22 protein-coding genes and 1 tRNA gene are annotated in these 23,178 nt (G+C 60.3%); 14 read left to right on the forward strand and 9 right to left on the reverse strand.

Annotation, left to right across the window (positions count from 1 at the left end; translation table 11 throughout):
• The first annotated feature begins 43 nt into the window (after positions 1 to 43).
• The gene (locus tag HNR46_RS14835; protein WP_184020168.1) at positions 44 to 292 is read left to right on the forward strand and encodes a hypothetical protein; all 249 of its coding nucleotides are present in this window, start codon (positions 44 to 46) and stop codon (positions 290 to 292) included.
• A 106-nt stretch (positions 293 to 398) separates the two neighbouring features.
• On the opposite strand, the gene HNR46_RS14840 is transcribed toward HNR46_RS14835, so the two are convergent.
• Positions 399 to 1,028: a hypothetical protein gene (locus HNR46_RS14840; RefSeq protein ID WP_184020170.1), complete on the reverse strand. Its 630-nt coding sequence runs from the start codon at positions 1,026 to 1,028 to the stop codon at positions 399 to 401.
• Positions 1,029 to 1,262: 234 nt separating this feature from the next.
• Between HNR46_RS14840 and HNR46_RS14845 the strand changes: the two genes are divergently transcribed.
• The gene (locus HNR46_RS14845) at positions 1,263 to 1,952 is read left to right on the forward strand and encodes a spermidine synthase family protein (protein WP_184020172.1); all 690 of its coding nucleotides are present in this window, start codon (positions 1,263 to 1,265) and stop codon (positions 1,950 to 1,952) included.
• 16 nt (positions 1,953 to 1,968) lie between these two features.
• Here HNR46_RS14845 and HNR46_RS14850 read toward each other — a convergent pair whose 3' ends face one another.
• Together HNR46_RS14850 and HNR46_RS14855 are read right to left on the reverse strand one after the other, a co-directional pair.
• Positions 1,969 to 2,751 carry a hypothetical protein gene (locus HNR46_RS14850; protein ID WP_184020174.1) on the reverse strand — a complete coding sequence of 261 codons (783 nt, stop codon included), beginning with the start codon at positions 2,749 to 2,751 and terminating at the stop codon, positions 1,969 to 1,971.
• Positions 2,748 to 3,980, reverse strand: coding sequence for a thymidine phosphorylase (locus HNR46_RS14855; RefSeq protein WP_184020176.1), 1,233 nt, complete (start codon positions 3,978 to 3,980; stop codon positions 2,748 to 2,750). Before HNR46_RS14855 ends, HNR46_RS14850 begins: the two co-directional genes overlap by 4 nt.
• A 237-nt stretch (positions 3,981 to 4,217) precedes the next feature.
• Here HNR46_RS14855 and HNR46_RS14860 point away from each other — a divergent pair, with 237 nt between their 5' ends.
• From HNR46_RS14860 to HNR46_RS14890, 7 genes are all read left to right on the forward strand, one after another.
• Positions 4,218 to 4,955, forward strand: a complete 738-nt coding sequence (locus HNR46_RS14860; protein ID WP_184020178.1) for a DUF3450 family protein — start codon at positions 4,218 to 4,220, stop codon at positions 4,953 to 4,955.
• Between the two features lie 17 nt (positions 4,956 to 4,972).
• Complete coding sequence (locus HNR46_RS14865) at positions 4,973 to 6,307, forward strand: MotA/TolQ/ExbB proton channel family protein (RefSeq protein ID WP_221285193.1); 1,335 nt, start codon at positions 4,973 to 4,975, stop codon at positions 6,305 to 6,307.
• Positions 6,304 to 6,858, forward strand: coding sequence for a MotA/TolQ/ExbB proton channel family protein (locus HNR46_RS14870; RefSeq protein WP_184020182.1), 555 nt, complete (start codon positions 6,304 to 6,306; stop codon positions 6,856 to 6,858). The genes HNR46_RS14865 and HNR46_RS14870 overlap by 4 nt, the downstream gene beginning before the upstream one ends.
• Positions 6,855 to 7,259: an ExbD/TolR family protein gene (locus tag HNR46_RS14875; protein WP_184020184.1), complete on the forward strand. Its 405-nt coding sequence runs from the start codon at positions 6,855 to 6,857 to the stop codon at positions 7,257 to 7,259. The genes HNR46_RS14870 and HNR46_RS14875 overlap by 4 nt, the downstream gene beginning before the upstream one ends.
• Positions 7,256 to 7,972, forward strand: a complete 717-nt coding sequence (locus HNR46_RS14880) for a TonB family protein (protein WP_184020187.1) — start codon at positions 7,256 to 7,258, stop codon at positions 7,970 to 7,972. The genes HNR46_RS14875 and HNR46_RS14880 overlap by 4 nt, the downstream gene beginning before the upstream one ends.
• A gap of 215 nt (positions 7,973 to 8,187) precedes the next feature.
• Positions 8,188 to 9,546 carry a tetratricopeptide repeat protein gene (locus HNR46_RS14885; RefSeq protein ID WP_184020189.1) on the forward strand — a complete coding sequence of 453 codons (1,359 nt, stop codon included), beginning with the start codon at positions 8,188 to 8,190 and terminating at the stop codon, positions 9,544 to 9,546.
• A gap of 5 nt (positions 9,547 to 9,551) precedes the next feature.
• On the forward strand, positions 9,552 to 10,796 hold the full coding sequence (locus HNR46_RS14890; protein ID WP_184020191.1) for a tetratricopeptide repeat protein: 1,245 nt from the start codon (positions 9,552 to 9,554) through the stop codon (positions 10,794 to 10,796).
• Here the strand turns inward: HNR46_RS14890 and HNR46_RS14895 are convergent.
• The 4 genes from HNR46_RS14895 to trpC all read right to left on the reverse strand — a co-directional run bounded on the left by HNR46_RS14895 (position 10,793) and on the right by trpC (position 15,959).
• The gene (locus HNR46_RS14895; protein WP_184020193.1) at positions 10,793 to 11,986 is read right to left on the reverse strand and encodes a PepSY-associated TM helix domain-containing protein; all 1,194 of its coding nucleotides are present in this window, start codon (positions 11,984 to 11,986) and stop codon (positions 10,793 to 10,795) included. The two genes, HNR46_RS14890 and HNR46_RS14895, sit on opposite strands and share 4 nt — an antisense overlap.
• A gap of 63 nt (positions 11,987 to 12,049) precedes the next feature.
• A complete protein-coding gene (locus HNR46_RS14900) occupies positions 12,050 to 12,742 on the reverse strand; it encodes a Fe2+-dependent dioxygenase (protein WP_184020195.1) in 693 nt (230 codons plus the stop codon).
• Between the two features lie 6 nt (positions 12,743 to 12,748).
• Complete coding sequence (locus HNR46_RS14905) at positions 12,749 to 14,983, reverse strand: TonB-dependent receptor (protein WP_184020197.1); 2,235 nt, start codon at positions 14,981 to 14,983, stop codon at positions 12,749 to 12,751.
• Positions 14,984 to 15,161: 178 nt separating this feature from the next.
• The gene (gene trpC / locus HNR46_RS14910) at positions 15,162 to 15,959 is read right to left on the reverse strand and encodes an indole-3-glycerol phosphate synthase TrpC (RefSeq protein ID WP_184020199.1); all 798 of its coding nucleotides are present in this window, start codon (positions 15,957 to 15,959) and stop codon (positions 15,162 to 15,164) included.
• A 99-nt stretch (positions 15,960 to 16,058) separates the two neighbouring features.
• On the opposite strand from trpC, the gene HNR46_RS14915 reads away from it, so the two are divergent.
• The 5 genes from HNR46_RS14915 (at position 16,059) to HNR46_RS14935 (ending at position 21,044) form a co-directional block, all read left to right on the forward strand.
• Entirely contained in the window at positions 16,059 to 17,315 is a 1,257-nt protein-coding gene (locus HNR46_RS14915; RefSeq protein ID WP_184020201.1) for a hypothetical protein, read from the forward strand.
• 13 nt (positions 17,316 to 17,328) lie between these two features.
• Positions 17,329 to 18,600 (forward strand): hypothetical protein, encoded by a 1,272-nt coding sequence (locus HNR46_RS14920; RefSeq protein WP_184020203.1) that lies wholly within the window; start codon positions 17,329 to 17,331, stop codon positions 18,598 to 18,600.
• Between the two features lie 111 nt (positions 18,601 to 18,711).
• Positions 18,712 to 18,786 (forward strand) — tRNA-Gly (locus tag HNR46_RS14925).
• Positions 18,787 to 18,868: 82 nt separating this feature from the next.
• The gene (locus HNR46_RS14930) at positions 18,869 to 19,735 is read left to right on the forward strand and encodes a 50S ribosomal protein L11 methyltransferase (protein ID WP_246418119.1); all 867 of its coding nucleotides are present in this window, start codon (positions 18,869 to 18,871) and stop codon (positions 19,733 to 19,735) included.
• A gap of 142 nt (positions 19,736 to 19,877) precedes the next feature.
• Positions 19,878 to 21,044, forward strand: coding sequence for an aminotransferase class I/II-fold pyridoxal phosphate-dependent enzyme (locus HNR46_RS14935; RefSeq protein WP_184020205.1), 1,167 nt, complete (start codon positions 19,878 to 19,880; stop codon positions 21,042 to 21,044).
• A 563-nt stretch (positions 21,045 to 21,607) separates the two neighbouring features.
• On the opposite strand, the gene HNR46_RS14940 is transcribed toward HNR46_RS14935, so the two are convergent.
• The gene (locus HNR46_RS14940; RefSeq protein ID WP_184020207.1) at positions 21,608 to 21,868 is read right to left on the reverse strand and encodes a hypothetical protein; all 261 of its coding nucleotides are present in this window, start codon (positions 21,866 to 21,868) and stop codon (positions 21,608 to 21,610) included.
• Between the two features lie 93 nt (positions 21,869 to 21,961).
• Positions 21,962 to 23,026 carry a glycoside hydrolase family 43 protein gene (locus HNR46_RS14945; RefSeq protein ID WP_221285195.1) on the reverse strand — a complete coding sequence of 355 codons (1,065 nt, stop codon included), beginning with the start codon at positions 23,024 to 23,026 and terminating at the stop codon, positions 21,962 to 21,964.
• Between the last annotated feature and the right edge of the window lie 152 nt (positions 23,027 to 23,178).

Here is a 23,178-nt window from a genome sequence, read left to right on the forward strand (position 1 = left end):
CGAACCATCGCGGAAGTCCGGAGGCTCCTGCGAGGATTTTGGCATGTCTCACCAAGGCCGCCATGATTGCCTGCCGTTGAGGATCTGGGTCCACCTCCAGGAATCCCGCGATGGCATCGTCGATGATGGCGACCCACGGTTGTTTGCGACGGCATGGTTCTTCCCAGTGTTCGGGAGGGGGGGGAGCTTCGCGGACGACGCCCAACATGGCTCGGGAAGTTCATCGCGACAGGCGATCTTTTGCGCCGCGCGGGTGAAGGAAGACGCAGTGGAGTGGGCGCCGGTGTGGTGAGGCTTTCGAGAGTGGAAGTGCCCCGAACCCGTCGGGAATGAATGAGAGGATGACTTTGTGAGGGCTCGCCCGACTTTTCGGTGGATTCTGCGAAGTCTTGGGAAAGTCACTCAGGCGTGATCCGCACGATCCGGGCACCTTGGCAGCGCGGATGGGTTGGGATGATCTGCTGCAGCCGTGAGGTCATTGCCTCGGCATGGTTGCCGTAAAAATAGAGTGCGGTCTGGGTGTCCCCCCGCCAATGGCCTTGGAGTTCGCCGTGACCTGCGAGGGATTCTGCGAGTTGATCGATCACATCGGAGAGAGGATATTTTTGATAGACCCTGCCGCTGAGCTTGAGGTCGTCGAGGTAGAGTCCGATGCCTTCGATGTGGCCGAAGGGGAATTCTTGGAGAGAGGTCTTGTCCTGAAAATGCAAGATTGAGCCTTTGGGTGCGCCTTGCCTTTCGAGGGTCGAAATCAGAACTGGGATCCCGTGGGTCAGGTCGTGGATTTCGATCTCCAAATCGACCGACTCGATTTCTCCGGTGATGGATCGCGAAGTGCCGCCTCCGGCCGTTTTGCCGAGGTGCTGCTGGGAGAGGGCTTCGTCGATGGGCGTCACATAGCGAGAGCGGAGTTGCGACGGGTTGAGTCGATGGGGGAGATGGGCCGTCAGTCGGTAAGGCTTCGGCTCGGGGGAAGGAGGCGTTTCAGGCTGCAGATCGCGAGCCCAACGACCAGGGGGGAGGTCCATGGGGGAGAGGGGAGAGGGGAGAGGATGTGTGAGGATTCCGCTGGTTCGGGGGTCCTGTGGGAAGGCGAAGTAAGTCGTTCAGACGGAAACGGATGCTGGTTTGCAACTCTCTGTTTGGCAAGGGCATAAGAGGTTGGGCGGTGAAGGGCCGTGAGCCGGGGCGCCGAGGCATGAGGGGGATTGGCGGCAATGTCCGGTCTTGCTCCTCGCCGGAATCCGGGGATGGTCGCGGTCGTGAAGCCCTACATCAATCTCGCTGAGGCAAGGCTTGCCGATGGAACGGTGTTTTCCCTGCATCAGCATGATGGCATGTACTACCTCAAGAACGACGGTCGGGAGTTGATGAGCACGCGAATGACGTATTCCGAGCAGCTGTTAGCCGATTGGGGATGCGAGGGATTGGCGGAGGGGCATCCGAGACGCCCAGCGCATCCGAAGGTGCTGATTGGGGGGCTGGGGATGGGATTCACCTTGAAGCGGGCCCTGGAGGTGGTGGGTCACCCCGCGACGGTGGAGGTCGCCGAGTTGATGCCGGAAATCATTGCTTGGAATCGAACGTTTTTGGCGGAGCACAACGGGCCGATCCTTGAGGATGGCCGCACTCGCATTCACCAGGGCGACCTCTTCGAGTGCCTTGGGAAGTATGGCAAAGGTTCTCTGGATGCGCTGCTCGTGGATATCGATGACGGGCCGGACATGTTGATCACTGAGGGGAATTCCCGACTCTATTCGCCTTCTTTTTTTGCCAAGGTCCGGGAGGTTTTGAAAGCGAACGCGTGTGCGGCGTATTGGATGGCGCATCCGACGCCGGAGTTCGAACGGAAGCTGGTTCGGGCAGGATTTCAGGTGGAGGCGATCCCGGTGAAGGCTCACGAAAAGGCCAAGAAGCCGCGACATTGCATTTACGTGGCCCGCAATCGATGAGGGTGGGAGCGAAACTCTAATCCTCGGAATACAGATCGGCATTGGAGGCCTGAAACTCGGGCTTGAGTCGCAGGGTGATGGTGGAGAGGTCGATGATCTTGGCTTTCCCAAAGGTCCATGAGCCGTCTTGGCCGTCGTGAGGAATCCCGGCGAGGAGATGGACGGCGTCTTCGGTGATCTTAAGAGTTCCCCCGGTGGGCTCGAAGTAAAAGGTGCGAAGGGTGCTGGACCATGAGCCCTGTTCGACCAGCTTGGGATCGAGGTAGAAAACGGTGTGCGACGGCAGGTGTTCGATGCGGAGATCCGGGTAGCCGCTCCGTTGGTGCCGACCCTCTGTGGTGGGAGGGATGCCGACGCTGAGTTCCGGTTGGGCATCGAGGGTTTCCAGCAGGAGGTTTTCGAAGTAGCGCGAGGCTTCGTTGATTCGGCGGAGACCGCGGACCGGCGAGTCCGGTTGGCTGAGCACTTCAGAGGCGTGATCGAGGGCCTTACGAAGGGCATCGCAGACTTGGTCGTGGACGGGATTGCCAGGGCGGAGAGGGAGGACTTTTTTGCCGGAGGCGGCTTCCATCACGACTCCGAAGCGGAAGCGGCGATCGCCGAGGTGTTCTGCGGCCAGTTGGCGCACCAAGTCGGCGTCGAGTCGATCTCGGGAATGGGATTCGATCTTGGCAATTTCGGCATCGACTTTTTTGAGCCTCTGGGTGGCGGGTCGTTTGGGCTCCCGGGTGAAGCTCCAGGCAAAGATTCCGAGAAAGCCGGCGAGGATGGCAAATCCGATGATTTTTCCGGGCTTCATGGAGCGATGCGAAGGGCTTGGAGGACGAGGGCTTCGGCCATGTCGAAGTCGGAAGGGTGGCGGGCGTGAATGCGGCACACGGGATCGCCTTGGTGAAGTCGCTCGCCAGTTTTGACGAGCTGGTCGAAGCCGACGGCGAAATCGACACCATCTTCGGCCCGGGTGCGTCCGGCCCCGAGTTGTAGGGCGGCTTGGCCGATGAACCCGGCGTCGAGTCCGACGACGGTGCCGGTATCCGGCGCAGGAACCTCCCGAATGATCGGGGCGAGGTGGATTTCCGCGAGCCTCGGGAGGGTCGCGGGATCGCCTCCTTGGGCGGCGACGAGGTCGTCGAATTTGGCGCGGGCGCTGCCGTTGTCGAGGAGTTGGGCCAGTTCTTCTCGAGAGATGGGGGCGATGGCTTCGGCAAGATCGAGTACGAGGTCGCGCAGATCGCTCGGCCCACCGCCTTCGAGGCAAGCGAGAGACTCGATGACTTCGAGGGCGTTTCCGACGGCTCGGCCCAGTGGCTCGGCCATGGGGTTGAGGAGGGCCTTCACTTCGACATTCATCTCCGCGCCGACGGCGATCATGGCATCGGCCAGGATGCGGGCGTCCGCTTCCGTTTTCATGAAGGCTCCCGAGCCAAATTTCACGTCGAGGACGAGCCGGTCGAGCGATTCGGCAAGCTTCTTTGACATGATGGATGCGGTGATCAAAGGGATCGAGGGGACGGTGCCGGTGACATCACGAAGGGCGTAGAGCTTGCGATCGGCGGGACAAAAGCGATCGGTTTGACCCATCATGACGACGCCGAGGGTGGCGAGTTGGCGCTGGGCTTCGTCCAGAGTGAGCCCGGTGCGGAAGCCGGGCATCGATTCCAATTTGTCGAGGGTGCCGCCGGTGATGCCGAGGCCTCGACCCGAAACCATCGGGACGCGGGTGCCGGCACAAGCGAGGAGGGGAGCCAAGGGGAGGGAAACTTTGTCGCCAATTCCGCCGGTCGAGTGCTTGTCGACGACGGGCAATCCGGCGGGGTGTTCGAAGCGATCTCCACTTTCCCGCATCGCCTGGGTGAGGGCTGCGGTCTCCACAGGATTCATGCCACGGAAGAAAACCGCCATCGCCCATGCGGACATTTGGTAGTCCGCCACTTCGCCGCGAACGTAGCCATCGATCAGGTGCCGAATTTCATCCGCGGACAACTCTCCGCCATCGCGCTTCCGCGAGATCAAGGTGGGAATGTGCATGTGACTTGAACTCTGAGGTGGCGGGAGGATCGGCACAAGTACCAGGACCGCCGTCTTGGGAGTCCCATGGAGTTCAGAGTTGACCCGGGGCGGTCGATCGGACAAGACGGCGCCCCCTAAATGAGACGCATTCGCAACAGAAACGCAGGGAAATCTCCGTGGAGACGGGGAGGAGGGAAGGAGAGTGATCCGGGATCCGGCGTTGTGCTGAGGGCGGGGAGGGCTTACCAAGCCGCCATGCGAAGCTGGATCGCCCTTTCGGTGGGAGTTCTTCCCTTGTTGGCGCAGGAGAAAGTGCCGGATGCCCAGGTGGTGGAGCTGCGGGAAACGATCGCCAAGGTGGTGGATGTGAAGACCCAGGCATCTGCTGAGCGGAGCGGTTGGGAGACGCAGAAGGCGGAGATGAGTGAGCTGTTGGGCTTGCATCGCCGGGAATTGGAACTGCTGAACGAGGAGTTGGAGAAGTCGGGGACCTCGGCCGGTGGAGATGACGAGCTCAAGACGGAGGCGGAGGAGGGGATTTCCCGCCTGAAGGCGGCTCGTCGCGAGGCGGGAGAGGCGGTGGCTCGCAATCGGGAGCGCGCATTGGCTTTGGCGGCACGGTTTCCGAAACCTCTGGCAGAGGACGCGATGCTGGAGTTGGCCGCATTGAAAGAGTGGCAACCCGGGGATGAACCCCGTGATGGGATTCAGGCCATCTTGGGATTGGTGACGAAGGCAGAGCAATTCAATCGCCGCATCACCCGAGGTCAGGAGGTGCGCGATGGGCGTGAAGTCGAGGTGCTTTATCTTGGATTGGCGAGGGCTTACTACGCGGACCGTAGTGGTCATGCAGGGATTGGGATTCCGGCAAATGGGGGATGGAAATGGGAGAGCCGGCCGGAGATTGCCAAGGAAGTTTTGAAGGCCTTCGACGAGTTGGACCGCAAGCGGCCGCCGGAGTTGGTGGAACTGCCGGTGAAAATCGAATCGTGAGCATGGCGATGAATTTCATGAAATGGATGAGCTGGGCGGCTCTGCTGGTGATGCCGGCGATGGCGCAGGTGACGGTGCCCGATGCTCTGGCGACGGCGAAAAAGGATCTGGCGACGGCTCTGGAGCAGTTGGAAACGGTGCGCTCGGAGATCTCGAAGGAAAAGCCGGCCTTGGCGGGCGAGTTCGAAACGGTCGAGCAGGAGTTGGCGGAAAAGCGTCGCTTGGTGCGCATTGCGCGGACGGCGGTCGAGGATCGGGAGCGAGCCATGCGGCAACTGGAGCGGGAGCGCACGGTGCGCGGGCAGGATGCTGGATTTTTGGCGGGCTTGTTGAAGGATCAGGCGTTGAAGGTGGCGACTTTGTCGGGACCGGGAGAACCGAGTTTGGCGGTCGATGCCGAATTGCTGGCGCGGGATGCGGAGGATGTTTCGATGGCATTGACGGAACGGCTCGGAGTGCTGGATGCCTCGTTGGATCGGCTTGAGGCTCTCATGGGAGGTTCCACGGCAGCGGGTCGTGCGGCGACTGCGGAGGGTGAAGTGTTGGAAGGCACTTTTGCCGCTGCAGGTCCGTTGGCTTGGTTTGAAGGGGGCGGCCAGGGTGGGCCCGTTCTTTGGGAGCGTGGAGAAAGTCTTCCCAAGCTTTCAGGCAGGGACGAGGTGGGTCCGTTGTTCCGTGGCGCCGAGGCCGAGTTGGGGCTGGACGTGACGGGTGGCAAAGCCCGTGCTTTGGAGGAAGTCGGAGGTGGGCCGGTGGATTTGGTGCGCAAGGGGGGATTGTGGGTGTGGCCGATTTTGATTTTGGCGCTGATCAGCCTGGTGCTGGGAATTCTGAAGGTGGTGCAGTTTTCGGCCTACCGAGAGCCCGGGGAGGCTTGGGTCACGGCGATTCTCGCTGCCTTGAGGGTGGGAGATCGCGGCAAGGCGGCCGAGTTGGCGGGCAAGCCGAAGCATCCTGCAGCTGCGGTGATGGCTCGCCTGGTGGAGCTTTCCGGGAATACGGCCGATGTCGTGGAAGAGACTCTCTATGAGCAGTTGATGGGAGTGCAGAGCAAGGCAACGGCGTTGTTGCCGGTGATCGCCGTGACGGCGGCCACGGCCCCCTTGCTGGGATTGCTGGGCACGGTTTCCGGGATGATCCGGACTTTCAATTTGATCACGGTGTTTGGTTCGGGAGATCCGAAACCTTTGGCAGGCGGGATTTCTGAGGCGTTGATCACCACGCTGTTCGGGCTGGTGGTGGCGATTCCAGCGCTGATTTTGCACGCTTTTCTGTCGCGGCGAAGCCAAGGGATCGTGCAATCGACTGAGCGGCTGGGGCTGACGTTTGTGAACGCGCAACGGGCCAAATGAAGAACGCAATCCTCACGACTCTGAATGAAGGCGGGCTCACTCTGTGGGCGCTGCTCGGATTGGCGGTGATGATTTACTCGTTGGTCTACGTCGTTTGGCGGCACGGTCGGAAGCTACGGCTTCGAGTGGATGCCGGGGCGTGGAAGAAGCCGATGGCGGTGGCGGGGGATTTGCCGTGGACGACGGAGCGTCCGGGTCCGCGCGAGTGGACGCGACGTTTTGCCAGTTTTGAGTTGGAGGAGATCGCATGGGTAGAACGGCGTCTGCCGTTTCTCGGAGTGCTGATTGCTGCGGCACCCTTGCTGGGTTTGCTGGGCACGGTGGCAGGCATGTTGGTGAGTTTTGCGGGCATGGCTTCGGGTGGGTCCTCTCCCCCGATCGATACCATCTCCGCTGGAATTTCCCGTGCCTTGGTGACGACCCAGGCAGGATTGGTGATTGCGATTCCCGCCGCCTTCCTGCTGGCCTTGTTGAAGCGACAATCCGAGTCGACCCATCTTGAGCTGCAGCGTCAGCTCCACGAAGAACTTCAAGGAGGCCAGATCGCATGAGACGTTTTCGCCATAGTACGACAGACGACACGGTGAGCACGGTGGACATTTCGCCCCTCATCGACGTGGTGTTCCTGTTGCTGATTTTCTTCATTGTTACCACGGTGTTTGTGAAAGAGACCGGGGTGGAGGTGTCGAAGCCGCGGGCTGCGAGTTCTCAAGATCTCGAGAAGCAGGCGATCCTGATTGCGGTGACATCGGAGGGCCGAGTTTGGCATGGGGGGCGGGAGATTGGCATGGATGGGGTGCGTGCTGTGGTCGCGGCCTTGCTGGAAGAAGATGGCCAGATGCCCGTGATCATCCGGGCGGATGCCGCGGCACCCACGGAATCGACGGTGCGGGTGCTCGATGCCGCGAAGTTGGCCGGAGCAGAATCCGTCTCATTGGCGACTGAGAAATGAAGATTTCGGGCATGGTGGTGGGAGTGGCGATGGCCGCGTTATTATTGGCGCTGCTTGCGCTGACGCGTCTGCTGACGCCGCCCTCGAAGGTGCCGGACATCGAATTGAGGGAAATTGAAATCACCTCGTTGCCGGAACCTCCACCGCCGCCACCGGAGGACGAGCCACCGCCCGATGCTCCGCCACCGCCCCCGGCGCTGACGGAGGTCGCTGAGGTTCCCGATCCGTCGATGGTACCGATTCCTAAGGCGGATGTGCCGATGGATGTGACCATGCCGGTGGATCCCTTTTTTACGGATATCGCTCCTTCGCCCTTGCCGCAGCCGGTGGTGGAAGCGAAGCCGCGGCCGCGGCCGGTTGAGCGCCTGTCGCGCCCCGCCCCGCCTGCCAAGCCACGACCTGTGCCCAAACCGGCGATGAAGTCGAGCTATGCGGTGAGTGAGTTGGACGGCAAGCCGCGCCTGCTGCGTCATGGACGAGCTTCATTCCCACCAGCCTTGTCGCGGCGGGGGGTGAATCAGGGGACGGTGACTCTGCGGGTGGAGTTGAGCACTAGTGGCGGCGTGACGGTGTTGGGGGTGATTTCTTCCACTCACGCTGAATTGGTGGCGGCAGCCAAACGGGTGGCTTCGGGTTCGAGATTCACGGCGCCCACGAAGAATGGTCAGCGGGTCAAGGCGGTGATGTCCTGGCCGATCGTGATTCGAAAGTAGGAGCCGCCTTGGAACCTTCATTTATCAGCTCGAAATCCACCATGTCCGCGCAACGATACGACGATGTGACCGAACGACGATTCGGAGACCCGAGAGGAGGGATCCGTACTGGCGAGGGAGTCGCCCGGCGGGATTTCAGGGCCACCGTCGGATTGCAACGAGATGCTCACCCTTTTCTTTTTCGGCTTCGGAGCCGCACGGAACGACAGATGCCTATGAAAACGCTTCCTTGGATCATTGGATACGCCTTGTTGGGGATGGGATCGAGCCTGCATGCGGCGGAAGCGCTCCCGCTTTCTCCGTCGTTCTGGCGAGACCCGGCGTTTGTGAAATCGTTCAATGGAAGCTATCGGATTGAGGCACGGATTGAGCCGGTGGTTTCGACGGAGGAACGAGGATTGCTGGTGCAGGTGCAGGAGTTGATGGAAGCGGGAAATCGCCGATCCGCGCTGGCAAAGCTCAAGGAGAGTTCTTTAACCTCAAAGTCTGCGGCGCTGACCTTCAATTTGGGCAATTTGGAGTTCGAAGAAGGGAACATGGAGGCGGCGGAGAAGGCTTATGAGGGTGCGATTGAAAGCTATCCGTCCTTTCGCCGGGCTCATCGCAATCTCGGCGTGGTGCTGGTGAGGGCGGACAAGCATGAAGCGGCGCTGAAACACCTGATCGAAGCCGTGAAGCTGGGAGATTCGGATGGATCGACCTACGGATTGCTGGCCTATTGTCGGCTGCAACAGGGCGAGTGGGCGAGTGCCCTGCAAGCCTACCGGATGGCGCAGGTGAGCGAGCCGGATGCCGTGGAGTGGAAAGCGGGCGTGGCCCAGTGCCTGCAGCAACTTGAAGCGCAGGATGAGGCCGTTGCCTTGCTCGATGAAGTGATTCGCGAGCGTCCGGAAGAGGCCAGCTATGCGGTGCTTCAGGCGAGCCTGTTGATCGAACTGGGGCGAATTTCCGATGCGGTCAAGACGCTTGAGTTGCCGCGGCGCTTGGAACGTCTTGATGGCGATGGGTTGGTTCTTTTGGCAGAGTTGAATCTGCGGGAGCAACGGCCTGAGGAAGCGATGAGTCGATTGGAAGGGGCATTCTCTGGGAAGTCGGCGCCCTCCGAGGCGCGAGCGATGGGCACCTTGGGGTTTGCCTGCTCGGTGCGCGAGTGGGAGGTGGCTCGACTGCTCCTTGCCAAGGTCAAGGCGATGGTGACCGGGGAGGCTCCGCGTGCCTTGCGGTTGGCAGAGGCGAAACTGGAGATCGATGCCGGAGAATCTCCGGAAAAGGGGGCGAGCTTGCTGAAGGCACTCATTGATGAGGATCCCACCGACGGCGTGGCTCTGCTGGAACTCGGGAAATACGAGATTTCTGGTGGAAAGAACGGCGAAGGTGAATTGCTGTTGGAGCGGGCCACCGCCGTGGAGGGATCGGCGGCGGATGCTTGGGTGGAAATCGCCAAACTGCGGGTGGCAGAATCGCGATTCGGAGCGGCGTTGAAAGCCGTGGACGAAGCGCTGAAGCTGCGACCGGGTGGGTCCTTGGAGACCTATCGGGAAAGCCTGGCGAAGTTGGCGGATGCAGCGAGTTGACGATCATGGCTGAGGTATTTCGTTTCCGCGATTCTCGGGTTTCCTCGCTGGAGGAGGCGTTCTCAGTGCTGGAGAAATGGCGCCATATGGCTCCTCCAGGTGAGGGGGACGAAGCGGTTGAGGAATTGGAGGCCGCGCTGCGATTTCTCAAGGGAGCAGGAGGTCCAGTGTGTGCTGCCTTGCAATTGGGTCTCGCGATGACCTTGGGAAATCTTTGGCGCGAACGGGGCCAGAAAGCTCCCGCGATGACGGCCTATTTGAGAGGGTTGGAGGTGCGCTCGGAATTGGATTTGAAAACCGACGCAACCCGCAATGAGTTGGCAAATCTGCTGACCCAGCGGGCGATCCTCCTGCTTGAAGAAAAGGACGGAGGAGCCGCCTTGTTGGACCTGGACGAGGCCATTCGACTTCGCGAAACTCTGCCGCTTGAGAGCGAGCCAGTGTATCGGTGGGGACTTGCCGCCGGGTGGATCAATCGTGGCGATGCGTTGCGCTTGGAGTCACGGGCGCGCGAGGCGGTAGCTTCGTACGATCATGGTTTGGAAGAATTGGAATCTTTGGAGCCGACGGAATGGGTCCGCTGGCGCCGGGCAGTGGCATGGAACAATCGTGGACTCGCCTGGAAAGATGCAGGCTGCTCCGACGAGGCTCACGAGTCATTTGAGCAAGCCGTCGTGGCGTTGGCGGAATGCGAGGAAGTGCGTTCCATCGTGACCCGTGAGGCGGCCCGGTTGCAACGAGGAGATGACCCGCGCAAAGTCTTGGAGGTGGTATCTCCTTGGGAACGGACGACGCCGGAGGCGGCGAAAGTTTCGCTGCAGGCACGGCATGCGATTGCGTGCGGCTTGTGCGAACGTCCGGGAGTGACGCAGGAAGGAGGCGATTGGATTGCCGAGACCACCGACTGGATCGAAGAAGGCTTAGAGGTGGCGAGGGCGTGGGAAACTGTTGGCGACCATACGATGCGTCCGGTGGCGCTGGATTTGTTCCGGGTAGGTCTGCGTGTGTATCGGGTGTGCCAGCCGCAGTTTCTGGCTGAGTTTGTCTTGGAGTCCTTGGACCCGGAGGTGTCCGAAGGGGCATGGCGGGATGATCCGGATTTTCAGGCGTCAGCGGTCGAAGCCTTGGCTTTGGCTTTGAAGGAATCGTTGGAGCGGGGAGTGACCGAGGGTCGTTCGGAGAAAGAGCTCGCGATTTCAGCATCGCTGCGGGCGGCGGACGAACGTCTGGCGGGTTTGCAGCAGTTTTAGGCGATCTTCCGTTTGCGGAAGAATCGGCGGTAGCTGAGTGCGAATCCCGTTCCGATGAGGATCAGGGTGGCGAGAGTCGAAAGGGCGGCGAGAGTTTGCCCCATCCAGCCTCCGGCCTCGCCGGTGTGGACCCAGCGAACCCAGGTTCTTAGCCTGCGCCCGGGAGTTTGACTTTGGAAATCCTGGATGGATTCGACCTCTTGCTTCTTGAGATGAATGGTGACTTCCCGGCGTAAGTCGGGTCGACCACGATGGGAATCCGAGACGAAGAAGCGTGCTTGGTGGCCAGCCGGGAAGGAGAACTGAACCTGACTCCACTCTGGGAAGTCTTCGACCGCCTTGGCCAGGGCTGAATCCAGGCCGCTGGGCAGGACTTCGGGTGGAGGAGCCGTGGCACCGCGGCCTCGACCTTGAGCAGGTCCGCGACCTTGAGCCTGACCGGCCCCTGAACCAATGGGTCCCCGTCCTTCACCCCGGGCGGGTCCAGGAGGTCCTTTGCGCTCGGGAGCTTTTTCGCCAACGGCCTGGAACAGCAGTTGGTTGGCCCATGGGTAGGCGATGACCAGTCCGCAGGAGACGATGACGATCAGGGGCAGTGCGAACCAGATCCCAAGGGCATTGTGCCAGTTCCAATCACGAGCCCGGCCCTTCAGGCGAGGTTGCAGGGTGGTGATGGCTTTGAGCCCTTTGCGAGTCCAACGTTTTGGGATCCACAGAAAGAGCCCGCTGATCAAGATGAAGAGGAAGACCAATGCGGCGGCCGCCTGGACTGAGCGGGCGGTGTCACGGGCTGCCCCTTGCAAGGCCAGCCAGCGATGGATTTCGGTCACCGTGTGGAAAAAGGCGCGAGTACGGGTCGCGCCTTCTCCGAGAACGGCGCCGGTATAGGGATTGACGAAGACCGAGCGCTCACGGCCGAATTGGAACACTGCAGGAGCCGTTGGCGAGGCGTTGAGGAGAAATCCGGTGGGACGGGTCTCCGGAATGGCCTCGTGGAGGCGGGCATGGAGTTCGCTCAGTGGGAGTCTCTCGCCGGTGGCTTCGACTCGGTAACCATCGGCGGCTTCGGTGATTTGGCGTTCAAACGAAAGCAGGAGTCCGGTGGTGGCCATGATGAGGATCATCAAGCCTGCGGCGAGTCCGGCACCGAGGTGCAACCAAAACAGGGTCTTGCGAAGGAGGGGCGGCATGGCAGGAAAAGAAAGCGGGGTGGGCTCGCATGAAGCCCACCCCGTGGAAACCAATCGAAGTGCTTAAAGTTCCGCCCACTGACGGAGAAGATTGTGATAGACTCCGGTGAGTTGGACGGCGCTTTGGTCGGCCGCCGATTGCCCGCCGAGTTCTCCTCGGATCCGCTGGATGGCGAGATCGAGATCGAACAGCAACGTGCGTTGTTCATCGGAGCGGATCATGCTCTGGATCCAAAAGAAGGAGCTGACCCGGGCACCACGGGTGACGGGAGTCACATGGTGGAGGCTGGTCGAGGGGTAGAGCACCATATGGCCCGCCGGGAGCTTCACTTTCTGCACCCCGTAGGTGTCCTCCACACAAAGTTCACCTCCGTCATATTCTTCGGGTTCAGCAAAGAACAAGGTGGCCGAGACATCGGTGCGAATCGAATGACCCTGACCGTGAATTTGCCGAATGGCGTTGTCGACGTGGGTGCCGAATGATTGGCCTCCCGCATAGCGGTTGAACATCGGCGGCATCACGGTTTTCGGCAAAGCCGCGGAGAGGAACAAGGGATTCTGGCCCAGCGCCTCGAGGATCATCCCGCCGACCTTGCGAGCGGCGGGAGATTCCTGGGGCAGCTGTTGGTTGTCCTTGGCCTGTGCCGCCTGGCTTCCGGCGGTGAGTTTGCCGTCGACCCATTCCGCCGAGTCGAGGAGGGCACGAGCCTCCCGGACTTGGTCGGGGGTGAGGACGTCAGGGATGCGAAGCAGCATGGCCGGTTAGAACGAGAATCGAGTGCTCAACATGGCGGTTCTCCCACTTCCCGGAATGGCGTGGCCACCGCCGACGCGGTCGATGTAGTCCTTGTCGAATAGGTTGTTGACGTTGAGCTGGACGGAAACGTTTTCCGTGGCCTGCCAGCCAAACATGGCGTCAAAAAGCCAGTAAGAGGGAGCGGAGCGGGTGTTGGTATTGTTGCTGTAGCGACTGTCGACGTAGTAGGTGCCGATGCCGGCTTGGAATTTTTCGGCAAAGGTGAAGACGTTCCAGAGGCTGAACGATTGCTCGGGGGTGTTGCTCAGTTCATTGCCGATTTCAGCCAGGTTGCCGGAGGAGCGCACTTCGCTGTCGAGGAACACATATCCGCCGGTGAGACGCCACCAGTCGGTGACTTCTCCGCTGACGCCCAGCTCAAGGCCTTGCACGCGTTGGTCGCCAGTCAGGACGGTATTGCCCGTCACGGGATCGGTGGTGCGGGCGTTGGTTTTGTCGGTGCGGAAGAATGCCGCAGTGGCCATCAGGCGATCGTCAAAGAAGGTCCACTTGGTTCCCAGTTCGAGGGTTTCGCTTTCCTCAGGATCTGTCGTGTAGGAGGTGATGCCAGCGGCATTGTTGCGAACGCCGGAGGAAGGGCTGCTGGAGGAAGGATCGAAGGACGTTCCGTAGCCGAAGTAAACGTTGCCGTTTTGGGTCGGCTTCCAGGTAAGGGCGCCGCGGTAGCTGAGGCCGGTGCTGGTCTTGGTGAGGGTGGGAACCGTCGCGCTGGTGAACTCGGATTCGAGGTGGTCGTAGCGCAATCCGGCGTCAATTTGCCAGCAATCTCCGAGTTCTACCGAGTCCGTGAGGTAAACGGCGTAAGTGGTCGACTGTGCCGAAGTGAAGGTGCCATCGCGAACGATGATCGGGAAGTAGGGGTCGAACGGATTCGGATAGAACAGGTCGGTATTGGGAGTGCCAGTGCCGAGGTCGGTGCGGCTGTAGTTCTTCGATCGCTCGAGGGCGACTTCAAAGCCTGCCACTGCCTGATGTCGGGCCCAGCCGGTCTCGAAGTCGAAATTGAGGTCGGTTTGATTGGCAAAAACGGTATCTTCCTGATCGCGGGACTTCCAGTCGCTACGGCGGATGACCGTGCCGTACTGGTTGCCGGGAGTGCCGGGAAGGACGTCCACAAAGCGCGGAGCGGTCACACTGAGGTCGGTGGAAGTCACTCCATAGCGGGTCAGGTTGCGCAGGCGCAATTGATCGGAGAAGTCGTGTTCAAGCTCGGCGCTGAACAGGTGCGTTTCGTTCTTGAGGTAATCGCGCGAGACCAGACCGTAGAAATTGTCGTAATCGACCGGAGCGGGTCGATCAGTCGCCCAGGGAATGGCGACATTGGGAGAGGCGACCCAAGGGATGCCGTAGTCGGGAATGCCGTCCGACGAGAGGTAGAAGTAGCTGGCGGTGAAACGCGTGGGAGTGCCAAGGCCAAAGGTGATCGAGGGAGCGACTCCCCAGCGTTCTTCGGTGACCTGGTCGCGACCGGGAGTGTCCGCGTTGTGATACATCAGGTTCAGGCGCACGGCGGCGCCGTTGAGTCCGTCGATGGGCTGATTGAGATCGGCGGTGCCGCGGAAGTAGTTGTCCGTTCCCACTCCGAGCATGAGATCGTAGGCCTTCTCCGCGAACGGCTTCTTGCTCACGAGATTGACCGAGCCGCCGGTGGAACCCCGTCCGGAGTTGGTGGATGCCGGGCCTTTTGCGACCTCGACTTGCTCAAGATTGAAGGGATCGCGGGTGTAACCACCGAAGTCGCGCACTCCGTCGACGAACAAGTCGCTCTGGGCGCTGAAGCCGCGGATCGAAAGGTTATCGCCTGGAGGGGTGCCACCTTCTCCAGCTTGGATGCTGATTCCTGGGGTGTTGCGCAGCACATCCCGCAGCGAGGTGGCATTCTGTTCGCGGATGACCTCTTTCGGGATCACCGAAAGGGTCTGGGGGATGTCCTCGACGGGCTTTTGGAACTTCGGGGAGGCGAGACGCTCCGGCTTATAGAGTGTGGTGTTTTCTGCTTCGACGACCAATTGGTCGAGCTCCTTGGGTTTCTCATCGGTGGCCGGTGCCGACGGGGCTTCTGCGGCTAGAGCCGGGGCGGCAAGTGTTCCGAGGGAAACCAGTGTGCCGGTGAAGGCGAGCGATTCGCGTTGAAAACGAGGCTGACGGAGACTCTCCGAAGAGGGCGAAGTTGCGTTCATCTGTTGCGACTGAGTCGCAATAGCCCGGTTGGCGTCAATCCTGAAAATGAGGGAGGTGGGGATTTTCCCGGCGAGATCTTGAGAATCAGGGAGCAAGGCGTGGTGACAAAAATGCAAACGCCGACCCGGGAGGGGTCGGCGTGGAGAGGGGGACCAAGCTTGAAAGCAGTTCCGATCTCTAGGAAGGATCTTGGGCGGTCAGAGCCAGATAGTCTCGGATGGCCACGGCGGGGTCATCGGCACGCATGAGCGACTCGCCAATCAGCACGGCATTGGAGCCGGCATTGAGAACACGTTGGGCATCGGCGACGGACTTGAGCCCGGATTCGGAGACCAGAAGCACCTCATCCGAGACTTCATCTGCGAGAGCTTCGGTGACGGCCAGATCGGTCGTGAAGGTTTTGAGATTGCGATTGTTGATGCCGATGAGGTCGGCACCGAGGTCGATGGCTCGCTCCATCTCCGGGAGGTTGTGGACCTCGACGAGGACATCGAGTTGGAAGTCTTTGGCCTCGTGGAAAAGGCGCTTGAGGAGGTCATCGTCAAGCGCTGCGACGATCAAGAGGATGGCGTCGGCGCCAGCGACCACGGCTTCGTGGATTTGGATGGGATGGACGGTGAAATCTTTGCGCAGCAAGGGTGCGGTGGAGAACTCGGAGATTCGCGTGAGGTAGCTGAGGGATCCCTGGAAGTATTTCTCGTCGGTGAGGATGGAGAGGCACGAGGCCCCCCCGTCGAGGTACATGCGAGCTTGCCGGATCGGGTCGAAGTTGGGATCGATGACGCCAGCGGAGGGAGATGCCTTTTTCACCTCAGCGATGACGCCGAGCTGGTCGGCACCGCGATCGAGAGCGGCACGGAAGCCTCGGAATTCGTTGCGTTGCAGGGCCGCAGCACGGAGGTGGCTGGCACGAGGAAGCAGCGCTTCGACTTCCTGGTGTTTGGTGGCGATGATCTCGGCGAGTTTGTCGGACACGGGGAGAAGGTCGGAGTTTCGGCTTCCAAGTTTCAAGTGAGAAGATGGCGGAGATGGGGATGGAGAGACAAATCGGCGGGAAGTTGGCATTTCCCGAAAGTGAAGAAACGATTTGGGTATGGGGCGGGATTTCTCTTTCTCCTCGGGCTTGTGGCTTGGTGGGGTTATCATGGCGAGCGTCGAAAGATGGTCGCTGCGGGTTCTCGGGAGTCGGGATGGCGACCGTGGGTGACCCGGATGCGGACCTCCGCCGACCAGCGAAGCGTTTTGGATGATTTGGAAGCGTGGCGCCAACAGATCGGTCAGCGGGAGTTGTCGGAGCGGGAGCGGGAGGGTCTCTGGAAACGAATTCGAGCTTTCTCTTTGGAGCAAGTTGAGGCGGCTTTGTCTTCCTTGCCGAAAGGCACGCCATGGGAAGTGAATGGGGTGCTGGCGGCGATGCTGAGCTATCGATGGGCGCAGATGGACCCGATGGGGGCTGCTGAAGACGCGGAAAAGGCGCTCGTGGCGGAATTCGGAACCGTCTCTGCGGAAGCTCCAACGGTGGGGGCTGCGAGGTCAGAGATGGGGATGAGAATGATGGCCGTTCTGTCCGCCTGGGCGGAAGTTGATGGAGAGGCGATGGTTCGCTGGGCGAGGGCGAGCCAAGCTCCGGGTGTCGATTTTTGTGCGTCGGAGATGGTCTCGGAGAAATGGCTCGTGGAGGACCCCCGGAATGGGTTGGCGCGGGTGCGGGAGGCGTTCGGAGAAATGTCCTGGAGGAGTTTGTCGAAAGTGATCGAGAATTGCGGAGGGGAAGCGGAGTATCGGCAAGCGATCCTGAAGGCATTGGCCATGGACGGTTCGACCCAAGGATGGAATGAGTATGGGCGCGGACTGACGGCCCATTTGGACCCGGTCTCTCCTGATCTGGCCATGCAGATGGCAGATGAGATGACCTCGGCGGGGGCCCCCAGCGAGGTGGTTCAAGCTTTTGAAGGCGGTTGGAGGGAAGAGTATCTTCTGAGGTTTGGGAGTGACACTGAGGACGTGGCCGCGCTCTGGGCCAGCCTTTCACCAGAGCAATGGCAGAGTGAATTAAAACGCCTTCTTTTTGCGCAAGGCGCGGTAAGCGACCCTCGATTCGAGGAAGCTCTCGAGTGGGCGGAAAGCCGTGGAGAAGTCGCATGGGTGGCATCGACGACTCAAGATTACACGACTTGGTTTCTCCATCACGGAGGATGGGCGTCGCCGGAGCACCCCAGCGTCAAAAACATCCAGGAGCAATTCAAGAGCTGGGAGAGAATGGACCCGGAGTCGGCTCAACGTTGGCGATCGGGACTTCCCGTCGAGATGCGCGAGGTGCTGCAACCCTGAAACGATTCGGATCATGAACATGCAAAAGAAGGTCGTACGTTTTCTTGTGATCGGGGGATTCCTTGGGTTGGCCTGGGTCGCCCACGAGCTTGGCAGACGCAGTGCGCGAGCAGGATGGTTCCTGTCGTCCGAATTGCCTGCCTCGGCAGCAGCTTCCGAGTTTCTTCCTTCTCGGATGATGAAGGTCGACTCGAAGGGACGACCGCCGCTGGCCGAGCGGGTGAGGCGATGGCGAATCGAATGGGCGAAGGGGGGATGGGTGGACGTTTCTTTTGAGCGCTGGGAGGGGCTGAGGGATTCTTGGAACGAACTCACCAACGAGGAGCTGGCGGAGGCCTATTCATGGCTAAAAGACGAGAGGGGGCTGGCCGCTCGACGGCTTCGCCAGCAGCTTTTGAATCTTTGGCTCGAGCGGGATCCGGAGGCGGCTTGTCGCGCAGCACGAGACGGCTCGGGCCGAGCATTGGAGATCGCCGTGAGGGAATGGGCCAAGAATGATCCCGAGAGCTGTCTGGCGTGGCTCGGGGAGTCGGACGTCCTGATGGATCCGGGCGGTTTGCGGGAGAGGCTGCGAGTCGCTGCGGTGGAACCTTTGCTGCTGCGAGACGAAGGCCGTGCGTTGGAAGAGTTCTTGAAGATTCCGGAAAACGGGGGGCAAGCGTGGGCCATCTCGCGGGACCAAGTTTTGGCCGCCTGGGCGCCTTCCTGTTACGCCGATCCGGCGTTGAGGGATCGATTGGTGGAGTTTGCCTGGTCGACCGGCAATGCGCGGGACGGAGCCGTCTTGAATGCGGAACTGCTCACGGGCTGGCCTGAAGAGGATGCGATGGGATTGCTGACCCACCTCGTCGAACTCAAAGATCATTTGGAGGCGCCAACAGGCATCGCGGGGGACTCCTCCGAAGTGGATGCCGTGGTGGTGGCTGCGGCGATTCATCGTGAATACGATGGTCCGGCATTGCAGTGGTGGATGGAGCGAAACTCGCAGTTGGACCAGGTCCCTTCTGATTTGGTCGGTAGTTGGGTCCGACAGTATCGCAAGGAGTCAGAGGAAACGCTTCAGTGGCTGGAGGATCAACCGGCATCGCCGCAGCGAGATGCCCTGCGGGCGGCCTTGATACCTGTCATGGCGGGTCAAGATCCGGCTTCTGCGAGCCGCCAGGTGCTGGCGATTTCCGATCCTACATGGCGTCAGAAGGCTGCCGAGCGGCTGGAATGGGGATGGTCGCAGTCGGATCCTCAGGCAGCCGCGGCTTGGTGGGAGAGGCAGGACTTTGACCGCTAAGAAGGGGTGGAGAAAGTCGCAAGAAAGTTCCAGTTTTCTCTTGCGCCTGATCGGCGCCCATGTAGAAACCGCGCACGCCTTCGCGGCGATGCCCACCGGGCCGCGAGACAAGCGGGTGTAGCTCAGGGGTAGAGCGCAACCTTGCCAAGGTTGATGTCGTGAGTTCGAATCTCATCACCCGCTCCATTGAAGGGCCACTGGTAAGCACCAGTGGCCCTTCGCCTTTTCCGGTAGAGGAGCCTGAACAAACTTGGAAACGATGGCGGGGATGGTTAGAGAAGACGGCATGTGGGTTTGGGAAAAACTTTCCGGTTCGCAATGGATGGATGCCTGGGAAGAACGCTTCCACGGCAATCCGAACTTGGTGATCCACCTCCTCAAAGGGGGGAAATCGTTGCGCGTGGAGGTCTTTTGCGAGTCCCGCAAATCCGCCGAGGCGATCATGAAGCAATTTGGTGGACGGGTCCGTGAGCTGAAGAATGCTGACTGGCAAAAGCCGATGGAGGTTTCCCCTCCACTCAAGATTCGGGATCGCTTCCTCGTGACTCAGGAGGACCGCAAGGCTCAGCTCAAGGTTTTGGCGAAGGATTTCCCGGGCAGGGAGATTCTCTCCATTCCTCCTGAAATGGCATTCGGGACGGGCGATCATGCCACCACCTCGACTTGTCTGCGTCTGCTGGTCGATATCGGGCGCAGTCGCGAAGCGGGTTGGAGTTGTGCCGATCTCGGTTGCGGCACGGGAGTGTTGGCGATTGCCGCGCGCAAGCTCGGCGCGGGGGATACCTTTGCCTGCGACTACGACCCCTTTGCCGTGAAGGTGACGGAGCGAAATGCCATTCGCAACCAAGTGGCCGGGATTGAGACCCGTGAGGTCGACATTCTGAAGTGGAAACCGAAGAAGGCTTACGACGTGGTGCTGGCGAACATCTTTTCGACCGTCCTGATTGAGGCCTTTCCGGTGATCGCGAAAATGGTCCGACCGGGTGGAGATCTGGTGCTTTCAGGAATCCTGCATAGCCAGGCCTGGGGGGTCTTTGAAGCGGCGGCAGGATACGGCTTGGGCTTCAACCAAGTGATCCGTAAGGGGAAGTGGGTCACGGCCCGTGGCGGATGGATGGCGGATTTGGACGTTTGAATCGGGGCTAGGGGAGCATTTCACTTGCGCCGAGGCCGGGGGCTCGTCAGAAAAGCCGCCCCGTTCCGCCGGGAAGGGGTGACAAAAGCGTGCGATGTCGCCTCGGCCGGGCGCAACGTTCCCATCCATCCGCGCGCTTCTTATGGACTCCATTTCATCCCGAATTCACCAAGTGAATCCCTCGCTCACCTTGGCGGTGACGAATCAGGCCAAAGCGATGGCCGCCCGTGGCGAAGAGGTTTACGGCCTCGCCGGCGGCGAGCCCGAAATCGACACGCCAGAACACATCAAGGCTGCCGCCATCGTGGCGCTTCAGGAAGGCCGGACCAAATACACCCCATCGGGTGGTATTCCGGAACTTCGCGAGGCCCTCGTGGCCAAGTTGGCGAACGACAACGGCCTTGACTATGACGCCAAGCAAATCTGCGTCACTGCGGGTGCCAAGATGGCCTGCTACAATGCGATTTTGGCGATCGTTGAAGAGGGTGACGAGGTGATCATCCCTGCGCCCTATTGGGTTTCCTATCCAGAAATGGTGCGCCTGGCTGGCGGGAAGCCGGTGATCGTGGAAACCAAGGAATCGGACGGCTGGAAGCTGACGGCCGAGCAGTTCGAGGCCGCCATGACTCCGGCCACCAAGATGGTCATTCTCAACTCGCCTTCGAATCCGACCGGGGCGGTCTACAGCAAGGACGAATTGGAAGCGATCGGTGAGGTCGCCCTTTCCGAGGACATCATCATTCTTTCTGACGAGATTTACGAGAAGCTGACCTACGATGGTGCCGAGCATCACTCGATCGCTTCGCTCAGCGAAGACCTCTACAACCTGACGGTGACGGTCAATGGATTTTCCAAGGCGTACTCCATGACTGGCTGGCGCTTGGGATACACTGCCGCTCCGAAGCCGATTGCCGAGGCCATCGATAAGATTCAGAACCACACGGTTTCGAATGCCACCAGCTTCGCCCAATACGCGGGCGTGGCGGCGCTCAACGGGGATCAAAATTTCCTCGATGACCTGCGGGCAGAGTACGATGTGCGTCGTCAGTTCGTGTTCCAACGTCTCAAGGGGATCCACAATATCCGCGTGGTCGAACCGAAGGGGGCTTTCTACTTCTTCGTCTACACCGGACAACTGGGGATCAAGTCGCTGAATCTCTGCGACAAGCTACTGTCTCGCTACAAGGTGGCCGCGGTTCCGGGCATCGCCTTTGGCTATGATGATGGCATTCGCCTGAGCTACTGCACGACTCTGGATGTCCTCAACGAAGGCCTGACCCGCTTCGAGCAGTTCTGCCGCGAGCACTGAAGCCTCGCATCCGATCTCTTTGGGCCCGACATCCGATGCGGATGTCGGGCTTTCTTTTGGACAGGAGGCTCCATCGGGGACGATGGAGGAGGGGGGCGGAAGAGGTGGAGGTCGCTCTAAGGGAGCGAGTTCACCCGTGAGTGGACGGGGGAGAACAGGACCCCCCAATTGCGGGCCCGTGATCCCGGCATGGTCGAAGGGGCGGTGAAAATGCCAGAGTTTCCCTGTCGAGAGGGTCATCCCCCAGGGCTCTCCTCGATCTCCCCCTAAATTTCCCCCCAAGTCCCGCCAATCCTTTTTCTGTCCCCCCTGAAGAAGGACAACGGATCTCAAAAGCAGAGCGGGCACCTCCCCCCAGAGGTGCCCGCTTCTTGGATCTGCTTTCAGAGTCGGCCGAGGCCGCCACGGATGACCCATTCCCCCGAATGGGCGTCTCCAATCTCATGAAAGCTTGTTGATGCGATCAATACCTTCAATCGGAGATGGAGGTCGGCATTTTCAAACTTTTTGAGATCGCGTGATTTTTTCTCCCGTCGTCCGTGGTGGATGGGGAGACCACAGGATCAGGAGTGCTCGTCCTTTGGAGAAACCGCCGTCTCGGACAGGCGCTCGGTGTGCCGCTGCGCGACCACCTGGGTTCGTTGATTGAGTTCTGCGGCGGCGCCGAGCATGTCGTCGAGCAGCGGTTTGAGCTTGGCTCCGATTTCCGGAGTCCACGCGACCTCAGCATGGTTGGTGCGGAATTGTTGGAGGGCAATTCCTGCTTCCATGGTTTGGTCGAGGGCTTCGAGCTGATCCCGGAAAGCGTCTTCAAAGGACTTCATCGCCAGGAAGCTGGGTGCGCTCGCACCGCCCGGCAAGCTCGGGTTCTGATAGGAAATTCCGCAAAATATGGGTCCCCAGGTGGCGACCATCGCTCAGCGGCCTTCTGGGCTCTCGAGATCTCGAGGAGGGGATGACGGAAAGGCGGTTTGTAAGGCAGCCGCTTCTCGAGGGGTTACGGAAAAGACACTGGCGTGGCGGGCATCAGGAGGAAACTGGGCCTTGTCGATGGCTTGCCAGTGGAGGAGGTCCTGTGAGGAAGAAGCTCCGTAGCCGTTGCTCATGCAGTAGTCATAGAGGAGAAGCCAACCTGAGCCTTGGGGATCGGGCATGATGGCGCAACCTTCGGTGATGGTGGGGACGATTTGGCCGCCATTGATTGGTCCCTTGAAAACCTCAAATGGACCCTGAAGTTGGTCGGAAACCGCGACTCGAATGGCGCGCCGCTCGCCGCTTGCTGCACCGAATTCCTCTTCTTTATGGAAGAGATAGTAGCGACCTTGCGCGGAAAGCAGGGAGCCATCGATCACGGAGTAGTCCGGCGCAAACCACTCTTGGGCCGGCGTGAACGTTTTCCAATCGGTAGTCTGGGAGATCCAGAGTCGACTTTTTTTCCACCCGGCATCCTCAAAGCTGGAGGACCAGAGCAGGGTGATCGTGGGATCTCCTTCCTCCTGAAACCACTCCGGGGCCCAGATATTTCGTGCAGGAGCTCCATCGTCATTTCTGACGCCCTTCATCAAGGAAAGGGTCTCCCGATGGGACCAGTGAATGAGGTCGGGTGAGGTCGCGTGTAGGCAGTGGGGCCCTTCGTCTGTAGGTTTCCCGGGAGCTCTTCCGGTGGCAAGAAGGTGCCACAGTCCGTCGCTGCCTCGATGGATGAAGGGATCGCGCAGGCGTTGATCCCAGATGGGTTGATTGTCGTTCAGGGGGCTCCAATTTCTTCCATCGGAGCTAAGGGCCAGGTGGAGTTGTTCGACCTGCATGGGATCCGGCAGGGGAACTTCATGGATGCGACCCTCGGCGTCGACTTCGACTCGTGTGGGATAGCGTTGCCGGAAATACGCCATGACCCAGGTGGAGGGCTCCTCGGCCCGAGCCAAGGATAGAGAACCGCTGGTGAGCGAGACGAGGGCAATCCAGTTGAGAGAAGAGTTCATGAGGGCAATTCGGCGCCGGAGAATTACGAGGGAAGTCGGAGGTTTATTCCAATGGATGGTCGATGCGGGATGGCCGTGTTGACCGTGTCTTATTTGAAAGATTCGAGGGGTGCCGGCGTTATCGGCTATCCCATGATGCGAGGCTTCACCTC

The organism is Haloferula luteola, assembly GCF_014201715.1.
Taxonomy (GTDB): domain Bacteria; phylum Verrucomicrobiota; class Verrucomicrobiia; order Verrucomicrobiales; family Akkermansiaceae; genus Haloferula; species Haloferula luteola.